Source organism: Devosia sp. (genome assembly GCF_017744655.1).
Taxonomy (GTDB): domain Bacteria; phylum Pseudomonadota; class Alphaproteobacteria; order Rhizobiales; family Devosiaceae; genus Devosia.
The window spans coordinates 150,750-171,399 of sequence record NZ_JAGIAW010000005.1 but is presented as its reverse complement, the minus strand read 5'-3'; the positions used below and the strand labels follow the sequence as shown (position 1 = coordinate 171,399).

Here is a 20,650-nt window from a genome sequence, read left to right as displayed (position 1 = left end):
AGCCGGCCGCCCCACCTAAGGGCGGTTGGAGCAGGGGGCATTCATGGTCGCGACGGCAGCCGTCATCTTTTCAGCAATCGTCATCGGACTGGCACTGTTTCAGGCCAATCTTGCGGCCGGGGCGCCGTGGGGACGGCTCGCCTGGGGCGGGCAGTTTCAGCGCCTGCCGCTGGGGCTGCGCATCGGCAGTGCGGTTTCGATCCTGATCTATGTCGGCTTTGCTGCGGTTTTGCTCGGCAGGGCCGGGCTCGTGGCGTTGAGCGGCGAGTGGCTTGGGCCGGCAACCTGGGTGATCGCGGGTGTCTTAGTGTTGGGGACGGTGATGAACGCGATTTCGCGCAGCATGTCCGAGCGGCTGGTGATGACGCCGGTTGCCGCGGTGCTGTGCGGTGCTGCGGTGATCGTGGCGCTGGGACAGTAGATCACTCACATCTCTCAGTTGTCGTCACCACCGGGCTTGTCCCGGTGGTCCATGCGGAGGCGAGATGGATTGCCGGGACGAGCCCGGCAATGACGATGGAGAAGATGATTTGGGTTTGGAAACCTAGCGCTGTACCCGATAGTGCGACTGCACGAGGCCGGAGGGGAAGGATTTTGTCTCGATGTGTTCGAGCCCAACATCCTGATCCAGCGGCCCGAATAGCGGAATGCCGTCGCCGAGGAGGATCGGGATGCGGCTGATGATCATGTCTTCGACAAAGCCAGCGCGGAGGAAGGACTGGATGAGCTTTCCGCCATCGGCATAGATGCGGTTCCAGCCGCGGGCGGCGGCGAGGTCCATGGCGGCTTCGGGCGTGACGTTGACGATTTCGACCTTGCCTTGGAGACGTTCGGGAACCGAGGCTGGGTCGAGGCTGCTGCTGAGGACCAGAACAGGCTTCTCGTAATACCACTGGTCGAAGGTCAGCACTTTTTCATAGGTGCCTCGGCCCATGATGATGCCGTCCATCCTGGCGATGTGGGTATTGTAGCCGTGGTCTTCCCCAAGGGCTGAAAAACTCGTCAGCCAGTCTATGTCGTCGTTCCGGCGGGCGATGTAGCCATCGAGGCTGGTGGCGATGAAGACATGGGCTGATGGCATTGGGCTCTCCTGTGGATGCAGGAGGTGTATGGGCGCGACGTGACAGGGGGTGGCAGGAGGGGCTCAAGCCTGATGGTTTTGGTTCGGTTCTAGGCGCCGAATCTGCCTCTATGTACTAAAGGGAAGTTCCTTAATTGCGCCGATAAAGGGAGAGGGCGATGACTGGAGAGACATTTCATCCAATCGTTCAGAAAATCGCGGGCCAGGTTGCCGAGAAGCTGGGCGTGCAGGTCGCCGAGACCGTCGAGCGCTGCCTTATGGATATGCTGACGAGAACAGTCACTTACCTGCCCGACGGAACGGCATTCGTCATAACGGGCGATATTCCGGCAATGTGGCTCCGTGACTCGACGGCCCAACTGGCGCCGTTCCTGCACCTTGCGGACCAGGATGCCGGCTTGGCCGATTTGATTGCGGCGGTGTCGAGGCGCCAGCTCGACTATGTGCTGCTCGATCCCTATGCCAATGCCTTCAATGCCAGCGGCAATGCTGCGGGACACAAGGACGTGTTTCCGCAGTCGGCCTGGGTGTGGGAGCGCAAATACGAAATCGACTCGCTCGCCTATACGATCCAGCTGGCCTATGACCTCTGGGCAACAACCCGGCGAACCGACCATCTGCAAAGTTTTGTCGACGTGGCCAAGGTCGTTATCCGAACATGGCGGACCGAGCAGGATCACGAGCGCAATTCGACTTATCGTTTTGACCGTCTGGATTGTCCTCCGAGCGATACCCTGACGCGCAAGGGTCTGGGGCCGGTCACTGGTCATACCGGTATGACCTGGGCGGGGTTTCGGCCCAGCGATGATGCGTGCGTCTATGGCTACAACATCCCCGGCAACGCCTTTGCTGCGGTGGCGCTAAAATATATCGCGGAACTGGCTGTCGAGGTTTTTGGTGACGCTGCCCTGGCTGAGGACGCTGATCGACTGCGCGAGGACATCGAACGGGGTATCGAGCATTTCGGACTGATTGAGGCGGATGGTCGAGACCGTGTTTACGCCTATGAGGTCGATGGGCTTGGCAACAGCTTTTTCGCCGACGATGCCAATGTGCCGAGCCTTCTTTCGCTCCCCATGCTGGGCTGGTGCACGGCGTCGGATCCGATCTATCAGGCGACGCGCGCTCGCATTTTGAGCAAGGCCAACCCCTACTTCTACGCGGGGACGGCTGCCTCGGGTATCGGCAGTCCGCATACGCCGCCGAATCAGGTCTGGCCGATTGCCTTGGCTGTGCAGGGACTGACCAGCGATGACCCCGCTGAAAAGCGGGATCTGCTGGCCCTGTTGCTTGCGACCGACGGGGGAACGGGGCTCATGCACGAGTCCTTCCACGTCGATGATCCCACAAAGTTCACGCGACCATGGTTCTCATGGGCCAATGCGATGTTCTGCGAGCTGGCGCTTGATGTTGCAGGCCTGCGCAGTTACCGACGCCCGGCACATCTGGTCGCCAAATAGCTGGAACGGGTGCCTAAACCGCAGCGTCATTCCCGCGAAGGCGGGAATCGCATTGCGCTGAAACAGAGATTCCCGCTTTCGCGGGAATGACGCCGTGGGGGTGAGGGGCCTTGAGGAGGCCTCAGCCGGCCTTCTGCATCTCCGCCCAGCTTTGGCGTTTGCGATAGATGGTGGACGGGCTGATTTCGAGTGCTGCAGCGGCCATGGAGATGTTGCCGGCGAAAGCGGCGATGGCGTCTTCGATGATTTTTTGTTCCTGCTGCCACATGGGGAGGATGGCGCGGCGTGTTTCGGCACGCGGGGCAGGGGCCTCCACCGGCGCAAAGGCTTGGGATTCGATATCGGCGGCATTGAGCATGCCGATATCGATCTCGCCGCCATCGAACATGACGACGATGCGGCGCACGAGGTTCTGCAATTGGCGGACATTGCCCGGCCAGTCGGCGGCGGTCAGTTGTTGCGACGCCTCGTTAGAGAAACTGCCAAACGCCTTGTGCTCTTCGCGCGCATAACGCTCGAGGAAGTGGCGGGCGAGGACCATGATGTCGGTCGGGCGCTGGCGCAGCGGGGGCAGATGGATCGGCAGGACGTGCAGGCGATAGAACAGGTCCTCGCGGAATTTCCGCTCGGTGATCATCTGCAGGGGATTGCGATTGGTGGCGCAGATGACGCGCACATCGACTTTTCGCATGCTCGCTTCGCCGACGCGGGAAATCGTGCCGGTTTGCAGGAAGCGAAGGAGTTTCGACTGCAGGGAAAGGTCCATTTCCCCGATTTCATCGAGGAACAGCGTGCCGCCATCGGCGAGTTCTGCGGCGCCCTTGCGGTCTTCATGCGCGCCGGTAAAGGCGCCGCGGGCGACGCCGAACAGTTCGCTTTCCATCAGGTCGCGCGGAATGGCGGCGCAATTGATGGCGACGAAGCGCTTGCCCGAACGCGGGCCCTGGCTGTGGAGGGCTTCGGCGCAGACATCCTTGCCGGTGCCGCTTTCGCCAGTGATGAAGACGGGAGCCGACGAGGTCGCGACGCGGCCGATCTGCTCATAGATGAACTGCATGGCGTTGGACGCGCCGACAAAGCCGGCGAAATCGGGCACGGCCTGCGGCAGGCTGGTGTCGAGGCCGAGCGAGCGCGGGCGGCCATGGCGCTGGGCCAATTCGCCAATGCGGGTGGCAAGGGTCGGGCCGGCAATGGGCTTTGTTACGTAGTCATGCGCGCCGGAGCGCATGGCGCTGACGGCGGCCGTGACTGAGGCGCCGCCGGCCATGGCGACGACAAGCGCGCCTTCGGCATGGCGCACGACGCGGCCCATGCCTTCATCGTCGCGCTCGGCGATGTCATTGAGGCTCGGCATATCGGCCAGGATGATGTCGAATCGGTTGGCGCGCAGCATGTCGAGGGCCTCGCGGCCGGACTTTGCGAGTGTAACGGCGGGCGTGCAGAGCAGCGCCTGGCTCAACGATTCGCCAATCTGAGCGGCAGCTTCGGCATCGCTGTCGATCAGCAGCAGCCGGCCGCTCAGCGCGTTGTCGAGGCCTGAATTCATTGCCATTACGCCAAAATCCTAGTGTTTCGCCTGGCGTCCGACGGGTGCCGGACAGCCATGACGGGTGCGGGGATTGTTGACGAACAGGGTAAATAATCCGTTCTTTACCTGTAGGATCGGGTGTAAGTGCTTTTTCCGTCACAGAGGCGATGGTATGACAGGTGCGTCGAATCTAGCCACAATCTGAACCTGGGATGCCATGCAGGCTCTGGTCTATCTCTTTATCGCGCTTGCGGGTTTTGCGATTGGCGCAACATCCTACTTCGCCTTGTCGTTCACGCTTGCCGAAGCGATCCTGGTTGCGCTGGTCGTTGTTTGCATTGCTACCCTGATTTCCGAACGCCGTTTGCGGCTGCGTGCGGAAAAGCGCCTCGAACGCGGTATCGAGGATCTTTCACGCCTTCTCGCCACCGATGCCCAGGCCGGCTCCGTGCTCGGCCGCCGCATCAATGCCCTTTCCGAACTCAATCCCGGCCAGCGCCTCGAGACCATCGAGGCCGATATTTCCGTCCTCGGTACGGTGATCCGCCAGGTGGCTGAGGCGGTTGCCGAAATCGAGGAGAAGGGAGCCGTACCGGCGGCCGTTCCCGCCGGCGATCGATTTCTGAGCGACGCGCCGCGCCCCGTGGTGGCAGCGCCTCGGCATGGCGATATCGAGCCGATCATTCCCCTTGAAATGGTGCGTCAGGCGCTGGGCAACCAGCGCCTTGTCTATCATATCCAACCTGTCGCGCGCCTGCCGCAGCGGCGTCCTGCCGGCTATGATCTCGTGCCTCGCCTGTTGCTCGAAGACGGCGATATGGCCGAGCCCGTTGATTTCATTCCGCGCCATGGTGGCGAGGACGTGTTGCAGCGGATCGACGGCACGGCGCTTAACGAAGCCGTTGCGATTGCACGCCGTGCCCGTACCGGCGGCCAGGCGATCACGCTCTACATTCCGCTCAGCAGCGCCACTGTGCGCGACAGCGCGGCCGTGGAACAGCTTCTCGCCATTCTCGATGCTAACCGCGTCATTGCCACCGGCCTGATCTTTACGCTGGCAGAGATCGAGTTCCAGGAGCTGATGCAGACGGCGCGCACGGCACTGCAAGCGATCCAGCGCCGCGGCGCCGGCTTCTCGCTCTCCAATACTTCGTCGCTGCGGCTCAATTTCGCCGATCTCTCCGAGCTCGGCGTGCGCACCATTCGCGTCAATGCCGGTCAGCTCATCAATTCCTCGGAGGTCTATACCGACTTCCATCTCTCCGACATTGCCAGCTATGTGGGGCGCTTCGACATCACCCTGCTCGCGACCGGGGTGACCGACGAGCGGCAGATCGTCGAGCTGCTCGACAACGAAATCACGCTGGTGCAGGGCAATCACATCGCCCCGGCCGGTCCGGTTCGTCCCGACCTGCTGCTCGAGCCGACCCGCACCGTGGCGCCGCCGGCTCCGCAACGTCCAGAAGCCGCGCGCCGCCGCGCCGAACTCTGAAATCGACAGTTCCATCGGTTTCGGGCTTGATCGTCCGGACCGAACTGCCACATAGCAGCCTGAGACATTTTTAGACGGGAACTGACCCATGTCCGCAGCCGCGCCCCTGCCCATCATTTCCGGCCTTGCCGATCTCGCGGGGCGCTATGATGCGGTGCTGAGCGATGTCTGGGGCGTCATCCACAATGGCGTCTCGGCCTTCCCCGAGGCGGTGGATGCGCTGGTGCAATATCGCCGTGCCGGCGGCAAGGTGGTTCTCATCACCAATGCACCGCGGCCATCCCCGCCGATCGTCGCCATGCTCGATCGGCTCAATGTGCCGCGTGAGGCCTATGATGGCATCGTCTCCTCGGGGGACGCGACGCGGACGATGATCTCGAAATATCGCGGGAAGGCAATTCACCACGTCGGCCCCTTGACCGAGGACGATGCGCTTTACGAAGGTTTTGACCTCCGGCGTACTGGGCCGGAAGAGGCCGAAGTGGTTGTCGTGACCGATCTCGATACGGATGACGACACGCCCGAAATGTATCGCGAGCGGGCAAAATACTGGCTCCAGCGAAAGCTGCCGATGATCTGCGCTAATCCCGACCGGGTGGTGGAGCATGGGCACCAGATCATCTATTGCGGCGGTGCGCTGGGCGATCTCTATGCGGCCATGGGGGGCATGGTGCTGATGGCGGGCAAGCCCTATCAGCCGATCTATGAAGAGGCGTTTCGCCTCGGCGAGCTGGCCGCGGGCAAGGCGCTCGACAAGAGCCGCGTGCTGGCCATCGGCGACAGCGTGCGCACCGATGCGACGGGGGCGGCGCAGTTCGGCATCGATCTCCTTTTTATCACCGGTTCGATCCATGCGGCCGAGCTTGATGCTTTCGGAAAACCCGATCCGCAGGCGATTGCCGACCTGATCGCGCCGAGCCGGGCGCATGTCGCCGGCTTCCTGCCGCGTCTTTCGTGGACGGTCTGAATTGAGCGGTTTCGTTCGTCTTTCCGGCTTTGCCGAACTCCCCGCGGCGCTCAAGGGCGCCTATGTCGCCATCGGCAATTTCGATGGCATGCATCGCGGCCACCAGCGCGTTATCGCAGCTTTGCGTGAGCGGGCGCGGGCCGCGGGCGTGCCGGCGCTGATCCTGACGTTTGAGCCGCATCCGCGCGACGTTTTCGCGCCTGCTCCCTTCATGTTCCGGCTGACGCTGGGCGATGCCAAGGCGGCTCTGGCCGAGGCGCTGGGGCTCGATGGCATCATCGTCCTGCCCTTCGATACGGCGTTTTCGCAGATCGAGGCGGAGTTTTTTGTCGCTGATTTCCTGGTGGGCGCGCTGGGTGTGAAGGGCGTGATCGTCGGATCCGACTTCCATTTCGGCCGGCAGCGGCGCGGCACGCCGAGCTTTTTGCGCGAAAAAGGCGTCGAGCTCGGTTTTGCCGTGGATACGCTCGATCTGGTCGATGAGGGCGACGAGGTCATTTCCTCCTCGCGCATTCGTGCAGCCCTGTCCGAGGGTGCGGTGACGGCGGCCAACCGGCTCCTCGGGTATCACTGGTTCTTTGAAGGCTGTGTGGTCAAGGGCGACCAGCGCGGGCGGGAATTGGGCTATCCCACGGCCAATACGATGACCCAGACGGGTTTCCAACTGGCGCAGGGCGTTTATGCGGTGCGGGCCAAGGTGAGGGGAAAACTGCTCGACGGCGTCGCCGCCTATGGCAAGCCCATGTTCGACAATCAGCGGCCACCCTTCGAGACGCATCTCTTCGATTTCGACGCGGATATCTATGGCCAGACCATTTCGGTGGCGCTGATCGGACATATCCGCGGGCAGGAAGTGTTCAAGGGGCTCGACGATCTCATCGCCGCCATGGATCGCGATAGCCGCAAGGCGCGGGCGATGATTGCAGACGCACGACCGATCGGTGTCTTGGACGAGAAGCTCGGCTTTTTCGGTTAATCCTCGGCCAGCAAGAGACGCATGAGATCGGTCTGCTTGCGCACGCCGGTCTTGTCGAAAATGCTGGTCAATTGGGCGCGGGCGGTGGCGTCCGACACGCCGCGTCGATCGGCGGCGGCCTTGCGGCTGCCGGTTTCAACGAGCGCCAGAGCCAGGGCCATCTCGGCTGCCGTTAGGCTATAGCGCTGCTGCAACCGGGCAAGCCGGCGGCGCAGGCGGCTCTGCGGATCGGAAATGATGATGATAACCGCGGGGCGGCGCCCGGCGGGGTAAAGCAGGCCGCCGGGATAGGGCGCGCAATGCACGCCCAGGGTTCCCTGGGGCGTTGGGATCTGCATGCGGCCGCCGGATGTGTGGTCGGGCGCTTGCAGGCAGAGGGTGATGAGGCGTGCCAGGTGCCGGTTTGTCGCCGGGTCCTCAGAGGAAATGCGGCCGTGGCGCTGGCGCAGCCGTCCGTCCTCGAAGAGCTGCGTGCCACTGTCATTGCAATCGAGCAGCATGCCGCGGGCGTCGAGCAGTATGGCGGCCTGGCCCGCGAGTTCCAGCACATCGAGGCTGGAGCGCGCGAGGCCGCTGAACTGGCCGATGAGCTTGTTGATCTCGAGCGCGCGGGTGAGCGTTGGAAGAATGGCTTCGAAGCGGGCGACCTGTTCGGTTTCGATGGCGCCGGGCAGGTTGATCATCAGGGCACCATGCCAGCCGGTGCTGGTGGCAAGCCTGACCCCGAAGGCGCGGTTATAGCGCTGGGGCACACACCATTCATTGTAGAAGGTATCGCGCTGAAAATCGGCGAATTGCGACAGGGACTCGTCGACGACGACGACACCGGGGGCATGGCCCATCATGTCGCGCATCAGCGTGTTGCGGTCATGGAACGTGGTGAAATAGCGCTCGATTTCGGCGGGATTGGTCCGGGGCGACAGAATTTGCGGCAGCGAACCGGGGGCGCCGCCGCCAAGGGTCGCTTCGACACTGCCCAGGTAATCGGCGAGGCGCGTCAACATGTCCGGCCAGGACGCCTCGTCCTCTGCCGCTTGCTGGATCGTACCGAGGATATCCTCGAACCGTCCCATCGCCTACCCACATCGCGCGCGGAGCGCGTGCCCCATCGAACAGGTGTTCGATGTTGCCTTCAGCATGAGCCACTAAAAAATCCCGGTCAATCCAGAGGTTTGGGGTCGTCTCGATCACTTTTTTGAGCGACGCGGACTTCAGGCAGGGGAATTCTCTATGCCGTTTCGCATTGCCGCCCGCTTACTTCGACGACGACGGCGCTTCTTGATCGGCCTGCTGCGGGACGCGTGCCATGGCATTTGAGGCCAATCGGACGCGTATTCTGCTGGCCTGGGAGGGCGGGGCCGGGCGCGGTCATGTGGTGACGCTGAGGGATATTGCCGAGGCGCTTGGTGCCGATGCCATCTGCGACGCCGCACTCTGCCGCATGGAACACGCGGCCGAGCTAGTGCCTTATTGCGACAGCGTTTTTCAGGGTGCACGGCTCTCGACCAATCGGGCGCGGCGCGAGGCGGCGGGCGATCCGCAGGTGGCGACCTGGGGGGATTTTCTCGGCGATCTCAATTTCTGGAATCCGCAATTTCTGATCGCCCAGATCAAGTGGTGGCTGGAGACGATCAAGGCGCGGAAGAGTCGGCTGGTCATTGCCGACTTCGCGCCCTGTGCGCAATTGGCAGCGCTGATTTCCGGCATTCCGTCCGTCGCGGTGGGCACGGGCTATTCGGTGCCGCCTGCCGGGCTCGATGGGTTTCCCGTTCTCCTGCCCGAATATGCCGAACTGGTCTTTGCGGAGGACGAACTGCTGCGGGCGGTCAATATGGCGCTGGTCCATTATGGCGTGAAGCCACTGACGAGACTGTCCGATATCTATGCCGGCAGCACGGCCATGCCGCGCACCATTGCCGGTCTTGATCCCTATCGGAGCATGCGTCAGGCGCCACCCCTGCCGCCGCTCAGCGAAAAACTGCCGCGTCCCGATGGCAGCGGCAACGAGATTTTCTTCTATTTTCCGGGCGACGAGACCGAGAACCATGCGCTTGTCGATGCGCTGATCGGCCTCGACCTGCCGATGCGCGCCTTCATTCCCGGCGCCACGGCCGGAGTGCGGGAGCTTTTCGCCGAGGCCGGCGTGACGGTGGAGGCGCGGCCGGTTTCCTTCGAAGCGATCAATCGGCGGTCGCGGCTGCTGCTCCATTCCGGCCAGCACGGCACGCTCTGCATGGGGCTGGGCATGGGGATCGGACAAGTTGCCTTTCCCCAGCATCTCGAACACCTCTTTCATGCGCGGCGCGCCGGCGAGATGGCCCCGGTGCGCATCGTCGATCCGGCGGCCGCGGATGCGGACGAGATCAGTGCGACGATCATGGAAGCCTATGAGATCGGTGGCGGCGACGCGGCAGCGACGGAAAAGCTGCGCGCGAGCCTTTTTGGCGATGCCGGCGCCATGGCGCGGGCGCGGATCCTGCCACTTCTGCAACAGGCGTGAGTGCCTGCCACGGCCCGGACACGCGCCGTGCCTGTGACGGAGTGGCAAAATCAACCTTTGCCCCCTTTGCCCTCACTTGCTAAAAGGCGGCCCAATCTTCCAAAACCGATTGCCGTTCCATGACCGATACCGCTGCAAGCGCGACCGAAAAAGACTATTCGGCCACGCTCTTCCTGCCCGAAACCGAGTTTCCGATGCGCGCGGGCCTGCCCGATCGCGAGCCGATCTGGCTCAAGCGCTGGCAGGACATGGATATTTACGAGCGTCAGCGCGAGCAGGCCAAGGATCGGCCGCTGTTTACGCTGCATGACGGCCCGCCCTATGCCAATGGCAATATCCATATCGGCCATGCGCTCAACAAGACGCTGAAGGACCTGGTTTCCCGGTCCATGCAGATGCTTGGCCACAACGCTGCCTATATCCCCGGCTGGGATTGTCACGGCCTGCCCATCGAATGGAAGATCGAAGAGCAGTACCGCGCCAAGGGCAAGGACAAGAACGAAGTTCCGGTGGTGGAATTCCGCCAGGAATGCCGCTCGTTCGCCGAAAGCTGGGTCGATATCCAGCGCGAGGAATTCAAGCGCCTGGGCATTTTGGGCGAGTGGGACAATCCCTATCTCACCATGAGCTTTGACGCCGAAGCACAGATCGCGCGCGAGCTGATGAAGGTGTCCATGAGTGGGCAGCTTTATCGCGGTTCGAAGCCGGTCATGTGGTCGGTGGTCGAGCGCACGGCGCTGGCTGAGGCCGAGATCGAATATCAGGATTATGAGAGCGATACGATCTGGGTGAAATTCCCGGTGGTGACGAAGTCGCCGATCGTGCCCCAGCATGCGGAAGACAAGAGCGGGCGCGGCGAGTGGGACTTCAAGTTCCGCGATGCTTCAGTCGTCATCTGGACCACGACGCCTTGGACCATCCCGGCAAATCGCGCCGTCAGCTTTTCCGGTCGCGTCGCCTACGGCCTCTACGAAGTCGAAACCGCGCAGAACGATTTCGGTCCGCAGCCCGGCGAAAGGCTGATCTTTGCCGATAAGCTCGCTGCCGAAAGTGCGACCAAGGCCAAGCTGACCTTCAAGCGCGTTGACGATGTCACCGCCGCAGACCTCTCCGGTATGACATTGTCTCACCCTCTCAAGGGCTTTGGCGGTGGTTACGCGTTTGACGTCCCTCTGCTTGATGGTGAGCATGTCACTGACGATGCTGGTACGGGCTTTGTGCATACCGCGCCCAGCCACGGTCTCGACGACTTCGATATCTGGATGACTTCCACGCGACTGCTTCAGGACCGCGGGATCGATCCGTCCATCCCAATGCCTGTCGGAGACGATGGTTTTTATACCAAGGACGCGCCGGGCTTCGATGGCGCTCGCGTCATCGACGACAACGGCAAGAAGGGCGATGCCAATCAGCGTGTCATTACGGCTCTGATCGAGGCGAACAAGCTCTTCGCCCGTGGCCGCGTAAAACATCAGTACCCGCACTCCTGGCGCTCCAAGAAGCCGGTGATCTATCGCAACACGCCGCAATGGTTCGTCTATATGGACAAGGCCATTGAAGGCGTTGAGGGTGATACGCTGCGTCACCGCGCGCTCAATGCGATCGACAAGACCAAGTTCTACCCGGCCGCGGGGCAGAACCGGTTGCGCGCCATGATTGCTGATCGTCCCGACTGGGTGCTGAGCCGTCAGCGCGCCTGGGGCGTGCCGATCACGGTTTTCGTGCACAAGGAAAGCGCGGAAATCCTTCGGGATGAACTGGTCAATCACCGTATTGCCCAGAGCTTTGAGGAAGAGGGCGCCGACGCCTGGTATAAGGCTGGTGCTGCTGAGCGCTATCTCGGTTCGGCCTACAAGGTTGAGGACTACGAGATGGTATCAGACGTGCTCGACGTCTGGTTCGATTCCGGCTCGACCCATGCCTTCGTGCTGCGCAACAAGCAGAAGTGGCCGCATCTGAAATTCCCGGCCTCGATGTATCTCGAAGGTTCGGACCAGCATCGCGGCTGGTTCCATTCGTCGCTGCTCGAAAGCTGCGCGACCAATGGCTATGCGCCCTATGACAGCGTTCTCACTCATGGTTTCACCATGGATGGCGAAGGCAAGAAGATGTCCAAGTCGCTCGGCAACACCGTTGCCCCGCAGGACATCATCAAGCAGTACGGCGCCGATATCCTGCGACTTTGGGTGGCGTCGTCGGACTATTCGGAAGACCTTCGTCTCGGCAAGGAAATCATCCAGACGACCGTGGATGCGTACCGAAAACTGCGCAATACGCTGCGCTGGCTGCTGGGTAACCTCGCGCACTTCAAAGCCGACGATGTCGTCGACTTCCGCGATATGCCCGAGCTTGAACGGTTGATGCTGCACCGCCTGGCACAGCTCGATGCGGGCGTGCGTTCGGCCTATAAGGAATACGATTACCGCAAGGTCGTTTCGCTCTTGTCGAACTTCATGAACATCGAGCTCTCGGCGTTCTATTTCGACATCCGCAAGGACACGCTCTATTGCGATCCGATCTCGTCGGTGAAGCGTCGTTCGGCGCTCACCGTGCTCGATCATCTGTTCAACGCACTGACCGCCTGGCTCGCGCCGATCCTGGTCTTCACCATGGAAGAGTGCTGGCTGGAACGGCATCCGGGCGAGAACGAGTCGGTGCATCTGCGGCTCTTCCCCGACATCCCCGCGGAATGGCTCGACGAGGATCTGGCCAACAAGTGGCAGCTCATCCGTGGCATACGCCGCGTCGTGACCGGGGCGCTCGAAATCGAGCGTCGCGAGAAGCGCATTGGTTCTTCGCTGGAAGCGGCGCCGCAAGTTTTCGTCGCTGACGCCCGTTACATCGAGGCACTTGAGGGACAGGACCTCGCCGAAATCGCCATCACTTCGGCGATCGCGGTCTCCGAGGGCGATGGCCCGGCGGAAGCCTTCAAGCTCGACGATGTGCCGGGCGTTTCGGTTGTGCCGGCTCTGGCCGAAGGCACGCGTTGCGCGCGTTCGTGGAAGGTGCTGCCCGAAGTTGGGTCCGATGCCGAATATCCCGACGTGACGCTGCGCGATGCCCAGGCATTGCGCGAGCTTGCGGCAGCAGGGCTCTCTTAATCGACGGAGCTTCGGCTCCTTGCCCTCCCCCCTTGCGGGAGAGGGTGCCCGAAGGGCGGGTGAGGGGTATTCCCGAGCACCGCATACCCCTCATCCGGCGCTTCGCGCCACCTTCTCCCGCGAGGGGAGAAGGGAAGACGGAGAGCGTCGTGAAAGCTTCCCCTGCCATCTACACCTCGCTTGTCGCGGCTGTGCTCGCGTTTGGGCTCGACCGCGCGCAAAAGGGTTATCATATCGCCGCCGATTGTTATGCGATCGGGCAGGCGGCATGCGTTGACATCTTCGCCAGCTACCTGCCGTTCTCGATGACCGGTTGGCGGGGTGGCGAGATCGTGCCGGTGACCTCGTTCTTTGACTATGTGCTGGTGTGGAATACCGGCATTTCCTATGGGCTGCTGGACGGGTTGCCGGTGTGGACGCTGGGCGCGATCATGCTGGTGGCCATCATCGGGCTTTCGGTCTGGTGGTGGCGGACAGATGCGCCGCTGGTGCGGCTGGGGCTGGCCTTTGCCATTGGCGGGGCGCTGTCCAATGCGCTCGATCGGCTGATTTTTGGGGCCGTGGCCGACTTCTTCCATTTTCATTGGGGGAGCTGGTCATTCTACATCTTCAACATCGCCGATATGGCGATCACGCTGGGGGTGATCCTCTTGCTGGTTGACCTCGCGGGCTTCGGGAAGAGCAGGGCAAAGCCGGCCGATTAAGGCTCGCGCACCATTGTGCTGCCCAAATCTGGCCTTAGGGCCTCAAATGCGCTATAAGCGCCGCCATTATCGTAAGGGACGTTTCATGCGTATTGGATTGATCGGCCACAATGGCCGTATTTCGGCCGCGGCGCGCGCAGTGCTGGCAGGGCTGGCCTTGGCAGCTACGCTGGCTCTTGGCGCCTGCACCACGGTCGAAGGCACCAATGCGCTGACTGATTTCGGGACCTTTGAGCGCGACGTGCTGAATACGACGGCGCGCGGCGTTGGTCTCATCCCCGGTGACGCTCCGAAGGAAGATCTGACGGCGGCGCGTGCGCCGCTGGTGCTGCCGCGGTCGGGTAACAACCTGCCGGCACCGAGCACCCAGGTGGCTGCGGCGCAACTGCCGGCGAATAGCAATACCGTGCGGATCGATACGTCCAATCTGAGCGAGGCCGATATCCAGCGCCTGCGCAATGCTAAGGTCGTTGACCTGCGTTCGCTTTCCGGCCGTCCTCTGACCCCCGAAGAAGCGCGCGCGCTGACGGCGCGTATGAGCGCTGCAGGCATGCAGGTCACCGGCACGGCGAGCCGTCCGCTCTATCTGCCGCCGGATGAATATTTTACCCGCGTGGGTGACGCCAACCTCATCTGCCGTACGCCGGCCGGCGAGCTGGTGCCGCTGAACGACCAGCGTTGCCCCGAAGAGGTCCGCAAGGCGCTGCGCAATGGCGGCCCGGGCTCGACCATGCTCAGCACCGGTCCTTCGGCCAATCTGCTTGGCTCGGAAATCAAGAACTAGTTCCGAGCTTTCGACCTGACACTTTCCGGCGGCCGGATGATCCGGCCGCCTTTCGCTTTCTCCGCGCCGCCCAATCCGGGTCCCGCATGACATGGAAGTCCTGTTCGCATGAGCGACACACCAAAACCCGAAACCGCTGATCGTCTCGCCAAGGTCATGGCCCGCGCCGGCCTCTGCTCCCGCCGCGATGCCGAAGGCTGGATCGCCGCCGGCCGCGTCACGGTCAATGGCAAGAAGGTCATCACCCCCGCCTTCAACGTGACGAGCCGCGACAAGATCACCGTCGATGGCAAGCCCCTTGCGGAACGCCAGGGCACCCGCATCTGGCTCTACCACAAGCCCGCCGGCCTAGTGGTCACCGAGAAGGACCCGGAAGGCCGCCCGACGATCTTCGAGGCGCTCGAAGAGCAGGGCCTGCCGCGAGTCGTCACCGTGGGTCGACTTGATATCAATACCGAAGGCCTGCTGCTGCTCACCAATGATGGTGGGCTGAAGCGCGTGTTGGAACTGCCGTCCACGGGCTGGCTGCGTCGCTATCGGGTTCGTGCTTATGGTTTTGTGACCCAGGCGCAGCTCGATGCGCTCAAGGACGGCATCACGGTGGAAGGCATCAATTATGGCCCCATCGAAGCCACGCTCGAGCGCGAGCAGGGGCACAATGTCTGGATCGTCGTCGGTCTGCGCGAAGGCAAGAACCGCGAAGTCAAGAATGTGCTCGGCGCGCTTGGTCTCGAGGTCAACCGCCTGATCCGCGTGTCCTATGGTCCATTCCAGCTCGGCGACCTGGCGGAAGGCCAGATCGAGGTGGTGAAGGCCAAGATGCTCAAGGACCAGCTTGGCAAGAAGCTGGCCGAGGCTGCCGGTGTCGATTTCGACAGCGAAATGCCCGAGGGTCTGTTCCCGCCGCCACAGCCGAGCAGCGAATCGCCGCGTAGCCGTGGGTCGCGTGGTGGTGGCCGCTTTGATTCTCGCGGCGGCTCCAATGACCGCCGCTCGTTCCGCGACGATGACCGTCCGGTACGGCCGCGTCGCATTCACTTCGACGACGATGGCCGCGCGCCGGAAGAATATGAACCCAAGGGCCCGGTCCGTCCCGGCCGTGGGCGCATTGACCCCGATGACCAGCCGGCAAGCAATTACGGCCGGCCGCCGATCCGCGCGCCCAAGCCCGATCGTGCCGATCGTCCCGCGGGTGACCGCAAGTCGTTTGGCGACAAAAAGCCCTACGGCGATAAGAAGTCCTACGGGGACAAGAAGCCGTATGGTGATCGTCCCTCGTTTGGCGACAAAAAGCCTTATGGTGCGCGCCCATCGTTCGGCGACAAGAAACCCTATGGCGAAAAGTCCTATGGGGATCGACCGCAGCGCGGCGGTCGTCCGGATGGCAATGAGCGTCCGGCGCGTGGCTTCAGCGATCGCCCGGCGCGTCGCGATGACGAACGTCGTGGTGGCGGTGAGCGCCCGCAGCGCGGTTTTGGCGACAAGCCGGCCCGCAGTTTCGGCGACCGTCCGGCACGCGGTGGTGATCGCCCATTCAATGATCGTCCCGCTCGTGGCGCCGGTGAGCGTCCGTCTCGTCCGTTTGGCGACAAGCCGGGCCGCAGCTTCGGCGATCGTCCTGCCCGTGGCGGTGGTGAGCGCCCGACCCGTCCGTTTGGCGACAAGCCGGGTCGCAGCTTCGGTGACCGTCCCGCTCGTGGCGGTGACGAGCGTCCGGCACGTTCCTATGGTGACAAGCCCGCGCGTGGTCCGCGTTCGGATCGTCCGCAGCGCGGATTTGACGACGGCCGGCCGCCGCGCGGCGATCGTCCGGGCCAGGGCCGCCCGCAGGGTGGCCGTCCCGGTGGTGCGCGCCCCACAGGCGGCCGCCCTGCTGGTGGCAAACCGTTCGGCGGCAAGCCCGGCGGCGCTGGTCGTCCCGGTGGACGCCCGGAGGGCGGCCGTCCCTCCGGTCCGCGCAAGCCGCGCGGCTAAACCATGCGGATTGTCGCCGGCAAATTTCGCGGCAAGCAGCTCAATTCGCCGTCGGACGATTCCATTCGCCCGACAGCGGACCGCGTGCGCGAAAGCATGTTCAATATCCTGGGGTCACGGCTCGGGCCGGTGCTGGAAGGCAAGCGCGTGCTTGACCTCTTTGCCGGCACGGGGGCGCTGGGACTTGAAGCGCTGTCGCGCGGTGCGTCCCATGTAACCTTTGTCGATGTGGGTGCGGAGTCGCGCGGGCTGATCCGCGACCATATCCAGGCTTTTGGCGTGGCGGGAATTACGAAACTGCTGCGTCGTGACGCGACTGGTCTCGGCACGCCGGGCACATTTGGGCAATTCGATCTGGTTTTTCTCGACCCGCCCTATGCGCAGGGGCTTGGCGAAAAGGCTCTGGCAGAGCTGGCCGGCAATGGCTGGCTGAAGCCAGGCGCGACGCTGGTCTGGGAAGAAAGCGTCGACGTGCCGGTGACGGTGCCAGCAGGTTTTGAACTGGACGACGAGCGCGAATATGGCGCGGCCGCAGTACGTTTTCTGACCTTTTCCGGCACGGGCGGCTGAACCTTCCGGCATCTCGTCAATTCTGCCTCCAGTACATGGAGATGCGTGATGACAGACGAGATCAGGACTGGCGGCTGCCTTTGCGGCGCGGTGCGCTATGAAGTGCGTGGCGCGCCGATGAAATCGGGGCTGTGCCATTGCGGTGACTGCCGCAAGGTGACCGGCAGCTCATTCCTCGCCTATGCCGACTGGCCAAGCGATCGCTTCAGTTTTACCGGCGAGATTGCCACTTATGAGGGGCGCTCATTCTGCCCCAAATGTGGCTCGCGGCTCTTTGCCTATGACGAGACGGGCGGGGAGATTTACCTCGGCACGCTCGATGATGCGCCGAACGGCATCAGGCCGCTGGTTGAAGGCTGGTGCATCAGACGCGAGCACTGGCTGCCGGTGATTGCCGGCATGCCGATGGCGCGGCAGGACCCTTAGGCCGCCTTCGCGAGGCAATCGGCGCAGCGGCCGCGGATTTCCATGGTGGTGCGTTCCACCTTGAAGCCGCCGGTGCGGGCCCAGGTGCCCAGACGCTCCTCGATCACTTCATCGGCGAATTCATCGACCTTGCCGCAGCTTTCGCAGATGGCGAAGGCGATGAGGCCCTTGCGGTGGCAATGCATGTCGGCGCAGGCGACGAAGGCGTTGAGCGATTCAAGCCGGTGGGCGAGGCCGCGATCGACCAGTTTGTCGAGTGCGCGATAGACCTGGAGGGGAGCGCGAAGGCCGTCGCCGCGCAGCTTGTCGAGGATGTCGTAGGCGCTGAGGGGGCCGGCGGAGGCCGTCAATGTGCCCAGCACCAGTTCCTGATTGCGGGTGAGATCCGTCGGAATGTCGTGACTATGCGCCATGGCTCTCTCTCCTGCCGAACAATCTTGCGGTCGGTACCGTCAGCGAAACGAGGAATATCAGCAGCGCCGCGACGACAATGGACGGTCCCGAAGCGGTATCCCAGGTGAGCGAGCCGTACAAGCCGGCGACAACCGATGCTGCACCGAGAACTGCTGCGACGAGCGCCATGATTTCTGGCGTGGCGCTGAGACGGCGGGCGGTCGCGGCGGGGATGATGAGCAGCGAAGTGATCAAGAGGACGCCGACGAGCTTCATGGCAATGGCGATCACGGAAGCCATGAGCAGCATGAGGAGGATGCGGCTAACTTCGGGCTTTAGGCCTTCGGCTTCGGCGAGTTCGGGGCTGACCGTGGCGGCGAGCAGCGGGCGCCAGTTGATCGCTAGAATGGCGAGGATGGCGATGCCGCCGCCATAGATGATGTAAATGTCCTCCATGGAGACGGCGAGGATATCGCCGAAGAGGAAGCCCATAAGGTCGATGCGGACCTGGGTGAGGAAACCCACGAGCACGAGGCCGACGGCGAGGGAGGAATGGCTGAGGATGCCGAGGAGGGCGTCGGTGGAGAGCGTGTTCTGACGCTGGAGCAACAGGAGGGCACCGGCGACGAGGGCAGCGACGGCGAAGACGCCGAGGGTCATGTTGATCGAGAGCAGGATCGATATGGCGACGCCCAGCAGGGCCGAATGGGCCATGGTGTCGCCGAAATAGGCCATGCGGCGCCAGACGACGAAGCAGCCGAGCGGCCCTGTGACGGCGGCAAGGCCGACGCCGGCGACGAGGGCGCGGGAGAAGAAATCACCGAGCATGGTCGTGCTCCGAGTGATCGTGGTGCACATGGCCGTGCGGATGCTCGTGCTCGCCGTGTTTGCCCACCAGGCATCCATCGTCGTGGTGTTCGTGGTCGTGATGGTGCTCGTAGATGGCGAGCGTGTCAGCGGCGCGGGCGCCGAAGAGGGCGAGATATTCGGGGCTGCGTTTCACCGCGGCGGGCGTGCCGCGGCAGCAGACATGGCCGTTGAGGCAGATGACCGTGTCTGTCTCGGCCATGACGACGTGGAGATCGTGGCTGATCATCAGGATGCCGGCCTGGGTCGTGTCGCGAATCTGGCGAACGAGTTCGTAAAGCGCAACTTCGCCGGAGAAATCGACGCCCTGTACTGGCTCATCGAGAACCAGCAGATCGGGCTTGCGGATCATGGCGCGGGCAAAGAGCACGCGCTGGAATTCGCCGCCGGAGAGTTCCTGCACGGCGGCGTGCAGCAAGCGGCCGGCGCCGACGGCGGCGAGGGCGTTTTCGATTTCGAGGCGGGAGAAACGGCCGGTCAGCGTCATCAGGCGCTCGACCGTCAGCGGGAGCGTCCAGTCGATGCTGAGCTTTTGCGGCACATAGCCGATCTTGAGGCCGGGTTTTCGCGATACCGTGCCAGTGGACGGTTTCAGCACGCCCGTCGCCATCTTGGCGGTGGTCGATTTGCCCGAGCCATTGGGGCCGATGAGCGTGACGATTTCGCCGCGCGCGATGGAGAGGTCGACGCCTTCGACGAGGACGCGGCCGCCGCTTTTCACACCGGCATTGGTGAGCGTGATGAGCGTTTCGCCCTTCATGCGCATGTCCATGAATGTTTCCACAAGTGCACTTGACGCTGTCATTTACGTTATAGCATAACACTGCCGCAAGCGTAATAACATAACATATCGTTCGCGGTATGCTGCCGACAAGAGGTGCCCATATGAACCGGCTGATCCCTTTCGCCACACTCGCAGGCCTGTTGCTGACCGGCACGGCCATGGCGGCGCCCAATGTCGTGGCTTCGACAAAACCTGTGCATTCGCTGGTTGCGGCCGTGATGGCCGGGGTGGACGAGCCCAGCCTGATCGTCAAGGGCGCGGCTTCGCCGCATACCTATTCGCTGAGGCCCTCGGATGCTGCGGCGCTCGAAAATGCCGATATCGTGTTTTGGACCGGGCATGGGCTGGAACTGTTCTTGGGCGACGCGCTCGAAACGCTGTCGACCAAGGCGGAGACGGTGGAACTGGCAGATTCGCCGGGAATCGAACTTTTGCCGCTGCGCGAGGGTGGCGCCTTTGAGCCGCATTCGCATGGCGACGAGGATCATGGGCACGAGGAAGCGGCGCATGACCATGAGCATGAAGAAGGCGACATGCATTTCTGGCTCGATCCGGAAAATGCCAAGCTGATGGTCGGCAATATTGCTGAGGTGTTGAGCAAGGCCGATCCGGACAATGCGGCTACCTATCAGGCCAATGCCGAGGCTGAGATTGCTTCGCTTGGCGCGCTCGAAACCGAAGTTGCAGCAACGCTGGTCGGCGTGAAGGACAAGCCCTTTGTCGTTTTCCACGACGCCTATCAGTATTTTGAGAAGCGCTTTGGGCTCGAAGTTGCCGGTACGGTGACCGTTTCGCCCGAGGTGCTGCCGGGTGCGGCGCGTGTCGACCAGCTCCGCACCAAGGTGAGTGAACTGGGCGCGACCTGTGTGTTTGCCGAGCCCAATTTCGAACCGGCCATCGTCAGCACGATCGTTGAGGGCACCGAGGCCAAGGCCGGTGTGCTCGATCCCGAGGGAAGCGCTTTGACTGAAGGCCCTGCGCTCTATGGCGACCTGCTGCGCGGCCTCGCCGCTGGGCTGGTGGACTGCCTGGGCTAGGGAGCA

19 protein-coding genes are annotated in these 20,650 nt (G+C 62.9%); 13 read left to right on the top strand and 6 right to left on the bottom strand.

Annotated features, from left to right (window positions below):
• Window positions 1-43 precede the first annotated feature (43 nt).
• Complete coding sequence (locus tag J7557_RS11690) at window positions 44-421, top strand: hypothetical protein (protein WP_291420241.1); 378 nt, start codon at window positions 44-46, stop codon at window positions 419-421.
• A 123-nt stretch (window positions 422-544) separates the two neighbouring features.
• On the opposite strand, the gene J7557_RS11685 is transcribed toward J7557_RS11690, so the two are convergent.
• The gene (locus J7557_RS11685; RefSeq protein ID WP_291420240.1) at window positions 545-1,081 is read right to left on the bottom strand and encodes a dihydrofolate reductase family protein; all 537 of its coding nucleotides are present in this window, start codon (window positions 1,079-1,081) and stop codon (window positions 545-547) included.
• Between the two features lie 158 nt (window positions 1,082-1,239).
• Here J7557_RS11685 and J7557_RS11680 point away from each other — a divergent pair, with 158 nt between their 5' ends.
• Entirely contained in the window at window positions 1,240-2,541 is a 1,302-nt protein-coding gene (locus J7557_RS11680) for a glycoside hydrolase family 125 protein (protein ID WP_291420239.1), read from the top strand.
• A gap of 121 nt (window positions 2,542-2,662) precedes the next feature.
• Here J7557_RS11680 and J7557_RS11675 read toward each other — a convergent pair whose 3' ends face one another.
• Window positions 2,663-4,093: a sigma-54 dependent transcriptional regulator gene (locus J7557_RS11675; RefSeq protein WP_291420238.1), complete on the bottom strand. Its 1,431-nt coding sequence runs from the start codon at window positions 4,091-4,093 to the stop codon at window positions 2,663-2,665.
• Window positions 4,094-4,286: 193 nt separating this feature from the next.
• Between J7557_RS11675 and J7557_RS11670 the strand changes: the two genes are divergently transcribed.
• From J7557_RS11670 to J7557_RS11660, 3 genes are all read left to right on the top strand, one after another.
• Entirely contained in the window at window positions 4,287-5,561 is a 1,275-nt protein-coding gene (locus J7557_RS11670; RefSeq protein WP_291420237.1) for an EAL domain-containing protein, read from the top strand.
• Between the two features lie 88 nt (window positions 5,562-5,649).
• Window positions 5,650-6,528 carry a TIGR01459 family HAD-type hydrolase gene (locus J7557_RS11665; RefSeq protein WP_291420236.1) on the top strand — a complete coding sequence of 293 codons (879 nt, stop codon included), beginning with the start codon at window positions 5,650-5,652 and terminating at the stop codon, window positions 6,526-6,528.
• 1 nt (window position 6,529) lies between these two features.
• A complete protein-coding gene (locus J7557_RS11660; protein ID WP_291420235.1) occupies window positions 6,530-7,504 on the top strand; it encodes a bifunctional riboflavin kinase/FAD synthetase in 975 nt (324 codons plus the stop codon).
• Here the strand turns inward: J7557_RS11660 and J7557_RS11655 are convergent.
• Entirely contained in the window at window positions 7,501-8,577 is a 1,077-nt protein-coding gene (locus tag J7557_RS11655; protein WP_291420234.1) for a hypothetical protein, read from the bottom strand. The two genes, J7557_RS11660 and J7557_RS11655, sit on opposite strands and share 4 nt — an antisense overlap.
• Before the next feature lie 233 nt (window positions 8,578-8,810).
• Between J7557_RS11655 and J7557_RS11650 the strand changes: the two genes are divergently transcribed.
• The 7 genes from J7557_RS11650 (at window position 8,811) to J7557_RS11620 (ending at window position 17,563) form a co-directional block, all read left to right on the top strand.
• Entirely contained in the window at window positions 8,811-10,004 is a 1,194-nt protein-coding gene (locus J7557_RS11650) for a hypothetical protein (RefSeq protein ID WP_291420233.1), read from the top strand.
• 119 nt (window positions 10,005-10,123) lie between these two features.
• Window positions 10,124-13,105, top strand: a complete 2,982-nt coding sequence (ileS, locus tag J7557_RS11645) for an isoleucine--tRNA ligase (protein ID WP_291420232.1) — start codon at window positions 10,124-10,126, stop codon at window positions 13,103-13,105.
• Window positions 13,106-13,254: 149 nt separating this feature from the next.
• The gene (gene lspA, locus J7557_RS11640; protein ID WP_291420231.1) at window positions 13,255-13,809 is read left to right on the top strand and encodes a signal peptidase II; all 555 of its coding nucleotides are present in this window, start codon (window positions 13,255-13,257) and stop codon (window positions 13,807-13,809) included.
• 85 nt (window positions 13,810-13,894) lie between these two features.
• Window positions 13,895-14,593, top strand: a complete 699-nt coding sequence (locus J7557_RS11635; RefSeq protein ID WP_291420230.1) for a hypothetical protein — start codon at window positions 13,895-13,897, stop codon at window positions 14,591-14,593.
• 108 nt (window positions 14,594-14,701) lie between these two features.
• Window positions 14,702-16,567 carry a pseudouridine synthase gene (locus J7557_RS11630; protein ID WP_291420229.1) on the top strand — a complete coding sequence of 622 codons (1,866 nt, stop codon included), beginning with the start codon at window positions 14,702-14,704 and terminating at the stop codon, window positions 16,565-16,567.
• Window positions 16,568-16,570: 3 nt separating this feature from the next.
• Window positions 16,571-17,137: a 16S rRNA (guanine(966)-N(2))-methyltransferase RsmD gene (gene rsmD, locus J7557_RS11625; protein WP_291420228.1), complete on the top strand. Its 567-nt coding sequence runs from the start codon at window positions 16,571-16,573 to the stop codon at window positions 17,135-17,137.
• A gap of 48 nt (window positions 17,138-17,185) precedes the next feature.
• Window positions 17,186-17,563 carry a GFA family protein gene (locus J7557_RS11620; protein ID WP_367272887.1) on the top strand — a complete coding sequence of 126 codons (378 nt, stop codon included), beginning with the start codon at window positions 17,186-17,188 and terminating at the stop codon, window positions 17,561-17,563.
• Here the strand turns inward: J7557_RS11620 and J7557_RS11615 are convergent.
• The 3 genes from J7557_RS11615 to znuC are packed head-to-tail and all read right to left on the bottom strand — an operon-like array spanning window position 17,560 to window position 19,595.
• Window positions 17,560-17,976, bottom strand: coding sequence for a Fur family transcriptional regulator (locus J7557_RS11615; RefSeq protein WP_291420226.1), 417 nt, complete (start codon window positions 17,974-17,976; stop codon window positions 17,560-17,562). The two genes, J7557_RS11620 and J7557_RS11615, sit on opposite strands and share 4 nt — an antisense overlap.
• Window positions 17,966-18,784, bottom strand: coding sequence for a metal ABC transporter permease (locus J7557_RS11610; protein ID WP_291420225.1), 819 nt, complete (start codon window positions 18,782-18,784; stop codon window positions 17,966-17,968). The genes J7557_RS11615 and J7557_RS11610 overlap by 11 nt, the downstream gene beginning before the upstream one ends.
• Complete coding sequence (znuC, locus tag J7557_RS11605) at window positions 18,774-19,595, bottom strand: zinc ABC transporter ATP-binding protein ZnuC (protein ID WP_291420224.1); 822 nt, start codon at window positions 19,593-19,595, stop codon at window positions 18,774-18,776. Before znuC ends, J7557_RS11610 begins: the two co-directional genes overlap by 11 nt.
• Before the next feature lie 113 nt (window positions 19,596-19,708).
• Here znuC and J7557_RS11600 point away from each other — a divergent pair, with 113 nt between their 5' ends.
• Window positions 19,709-20,644 (top strand): zinc ABC transporter substrate-binding protein, encoded by a 936-nt coding sequence (locus tag J7557_RS11600; protein ID WP_291420223.1) that lies wholly within the window; start codon window positions 19,709-19,711, stop codon window positions 20,642-20,644.
• Window positions 20,645-20,650: the final 6 nt, after the last annotated feature.

Bases quoted from the DNA above. Each gene is read 5' to 3' on its own strand.
- J7557_RS11655 (WP_291420234.1), bottom strand. From the start codon at position 8,577: ATGGGACGGTTCGAGGATATCCTCGGTACGATCCAGCAAGCGGCAGAG.
- J7557_RS11630 (WP_291420229.1), top strand. From the start codon at position 14,702: ATGAGCGACACACCAAAACCCGAAACCGCTGATCGTCTCGCCAAGGTC.
- J7557_RS11620 (WP_367272887.1), top strand. From the start codon at position 17,186: ATGACAGACGAGATCAGGACTGGCGGCTGCCTTTGCGGCGCGGTGCGC.
- rsmD (WP_291420228.1), top strand. From the start codon at position 16,571: ATGCGGATTGTCGCCGGCAAATTTCGCGGCAAGCAGCTCAATTCGCCG.
- J7557_RS11615 (WP_291420226.1), bottom strand. From the start codon at position 17,976: ATGGCGCATAGTCACGACATTCCGACGGATCTCACCCGCAATCAGGAA.
- J7557_RS11650 (WP_291420233.1), top strand. From the start codon at position 8,811: ATGGCATTTGAGGCCAATCGGACGCGTATTCTGCTGGCCTGGGAGGGC.
- J7557_RS11670 (WP_291420237.1), top strand. From the start codon at position 4,287: ATGCAGGCTCTGGTCTATCTCTTTATCGCGCTTGCGGGTTTTGCGATT.
- J7557_RS11675 (WP_291420238.1), bottom strand. From the start codon at position 4,093: ATGGCAATGAATTCAGGCCTCGACAACGCGCTGAGCGGCCGGCTGCTG.
- J7557_RS11690 (WP_291420241.1), top strand. From the start codon at position 44: ATGGTCGCGACGGCAGCCGTCATCTTTTCAGCAATCGTCATCGGACTG.
- J7557_RS11680 (WP_291420239.1), top strand. From the start codon at position 1,240: ATGACTGGAGAGACATTTCATCCAATCGTTCAGAAAATCGCGGGCCAG.
- znuC (WP_291420224.1), bottom strand. From the start codon at position 19,595: ATGGACATGCGCATGAAGGGCGAAACGCTCATCACGCTCACCAATGCC.
- J7557_RS11600 (WP_291420223.1), top strand. From the start codon at position 19,709: ATGAACCGGCTGATCCCTTTCGCCACACTCGCAGGCCTGTTGCTGACC.
- J7557_RS11685 (WP_291420240.1), bottom strand. From the start codon at position 1,081: ATGCCATCAGCCCATGTCTTCATCGCCACCAGCCTCGATGGCTACATC.
- J7557_RS11610 (WP_291420225.1), bottom strand. From the start codon at position 18,784: ATGCTCGGTGATTTCTTCTCCCGCGCCCTCGTCGCCGGCGTCGGCCTT.
- J7557_RS11635 (WP_291420230.1), top strand. From the start codon at position 13,895: ATGCGTATTGGATTGATCGGCCACAATGGCCGTATTTCGGCCGCGGCG.
- J7557_RS11665 (WP_291420236.1), top strand. From the start codon at position 5,650: ATGTCCGCAGCCGCGCCCCTGCCCATCATTTCCGGCCTTGCCGATCTC.
- ileS (WP_291420232.1), top strand. From the start codon at position 10,124: ATGACCGATACCGCTGCAAGCGCGACCGAAAAAGACTATTCGGCCACG.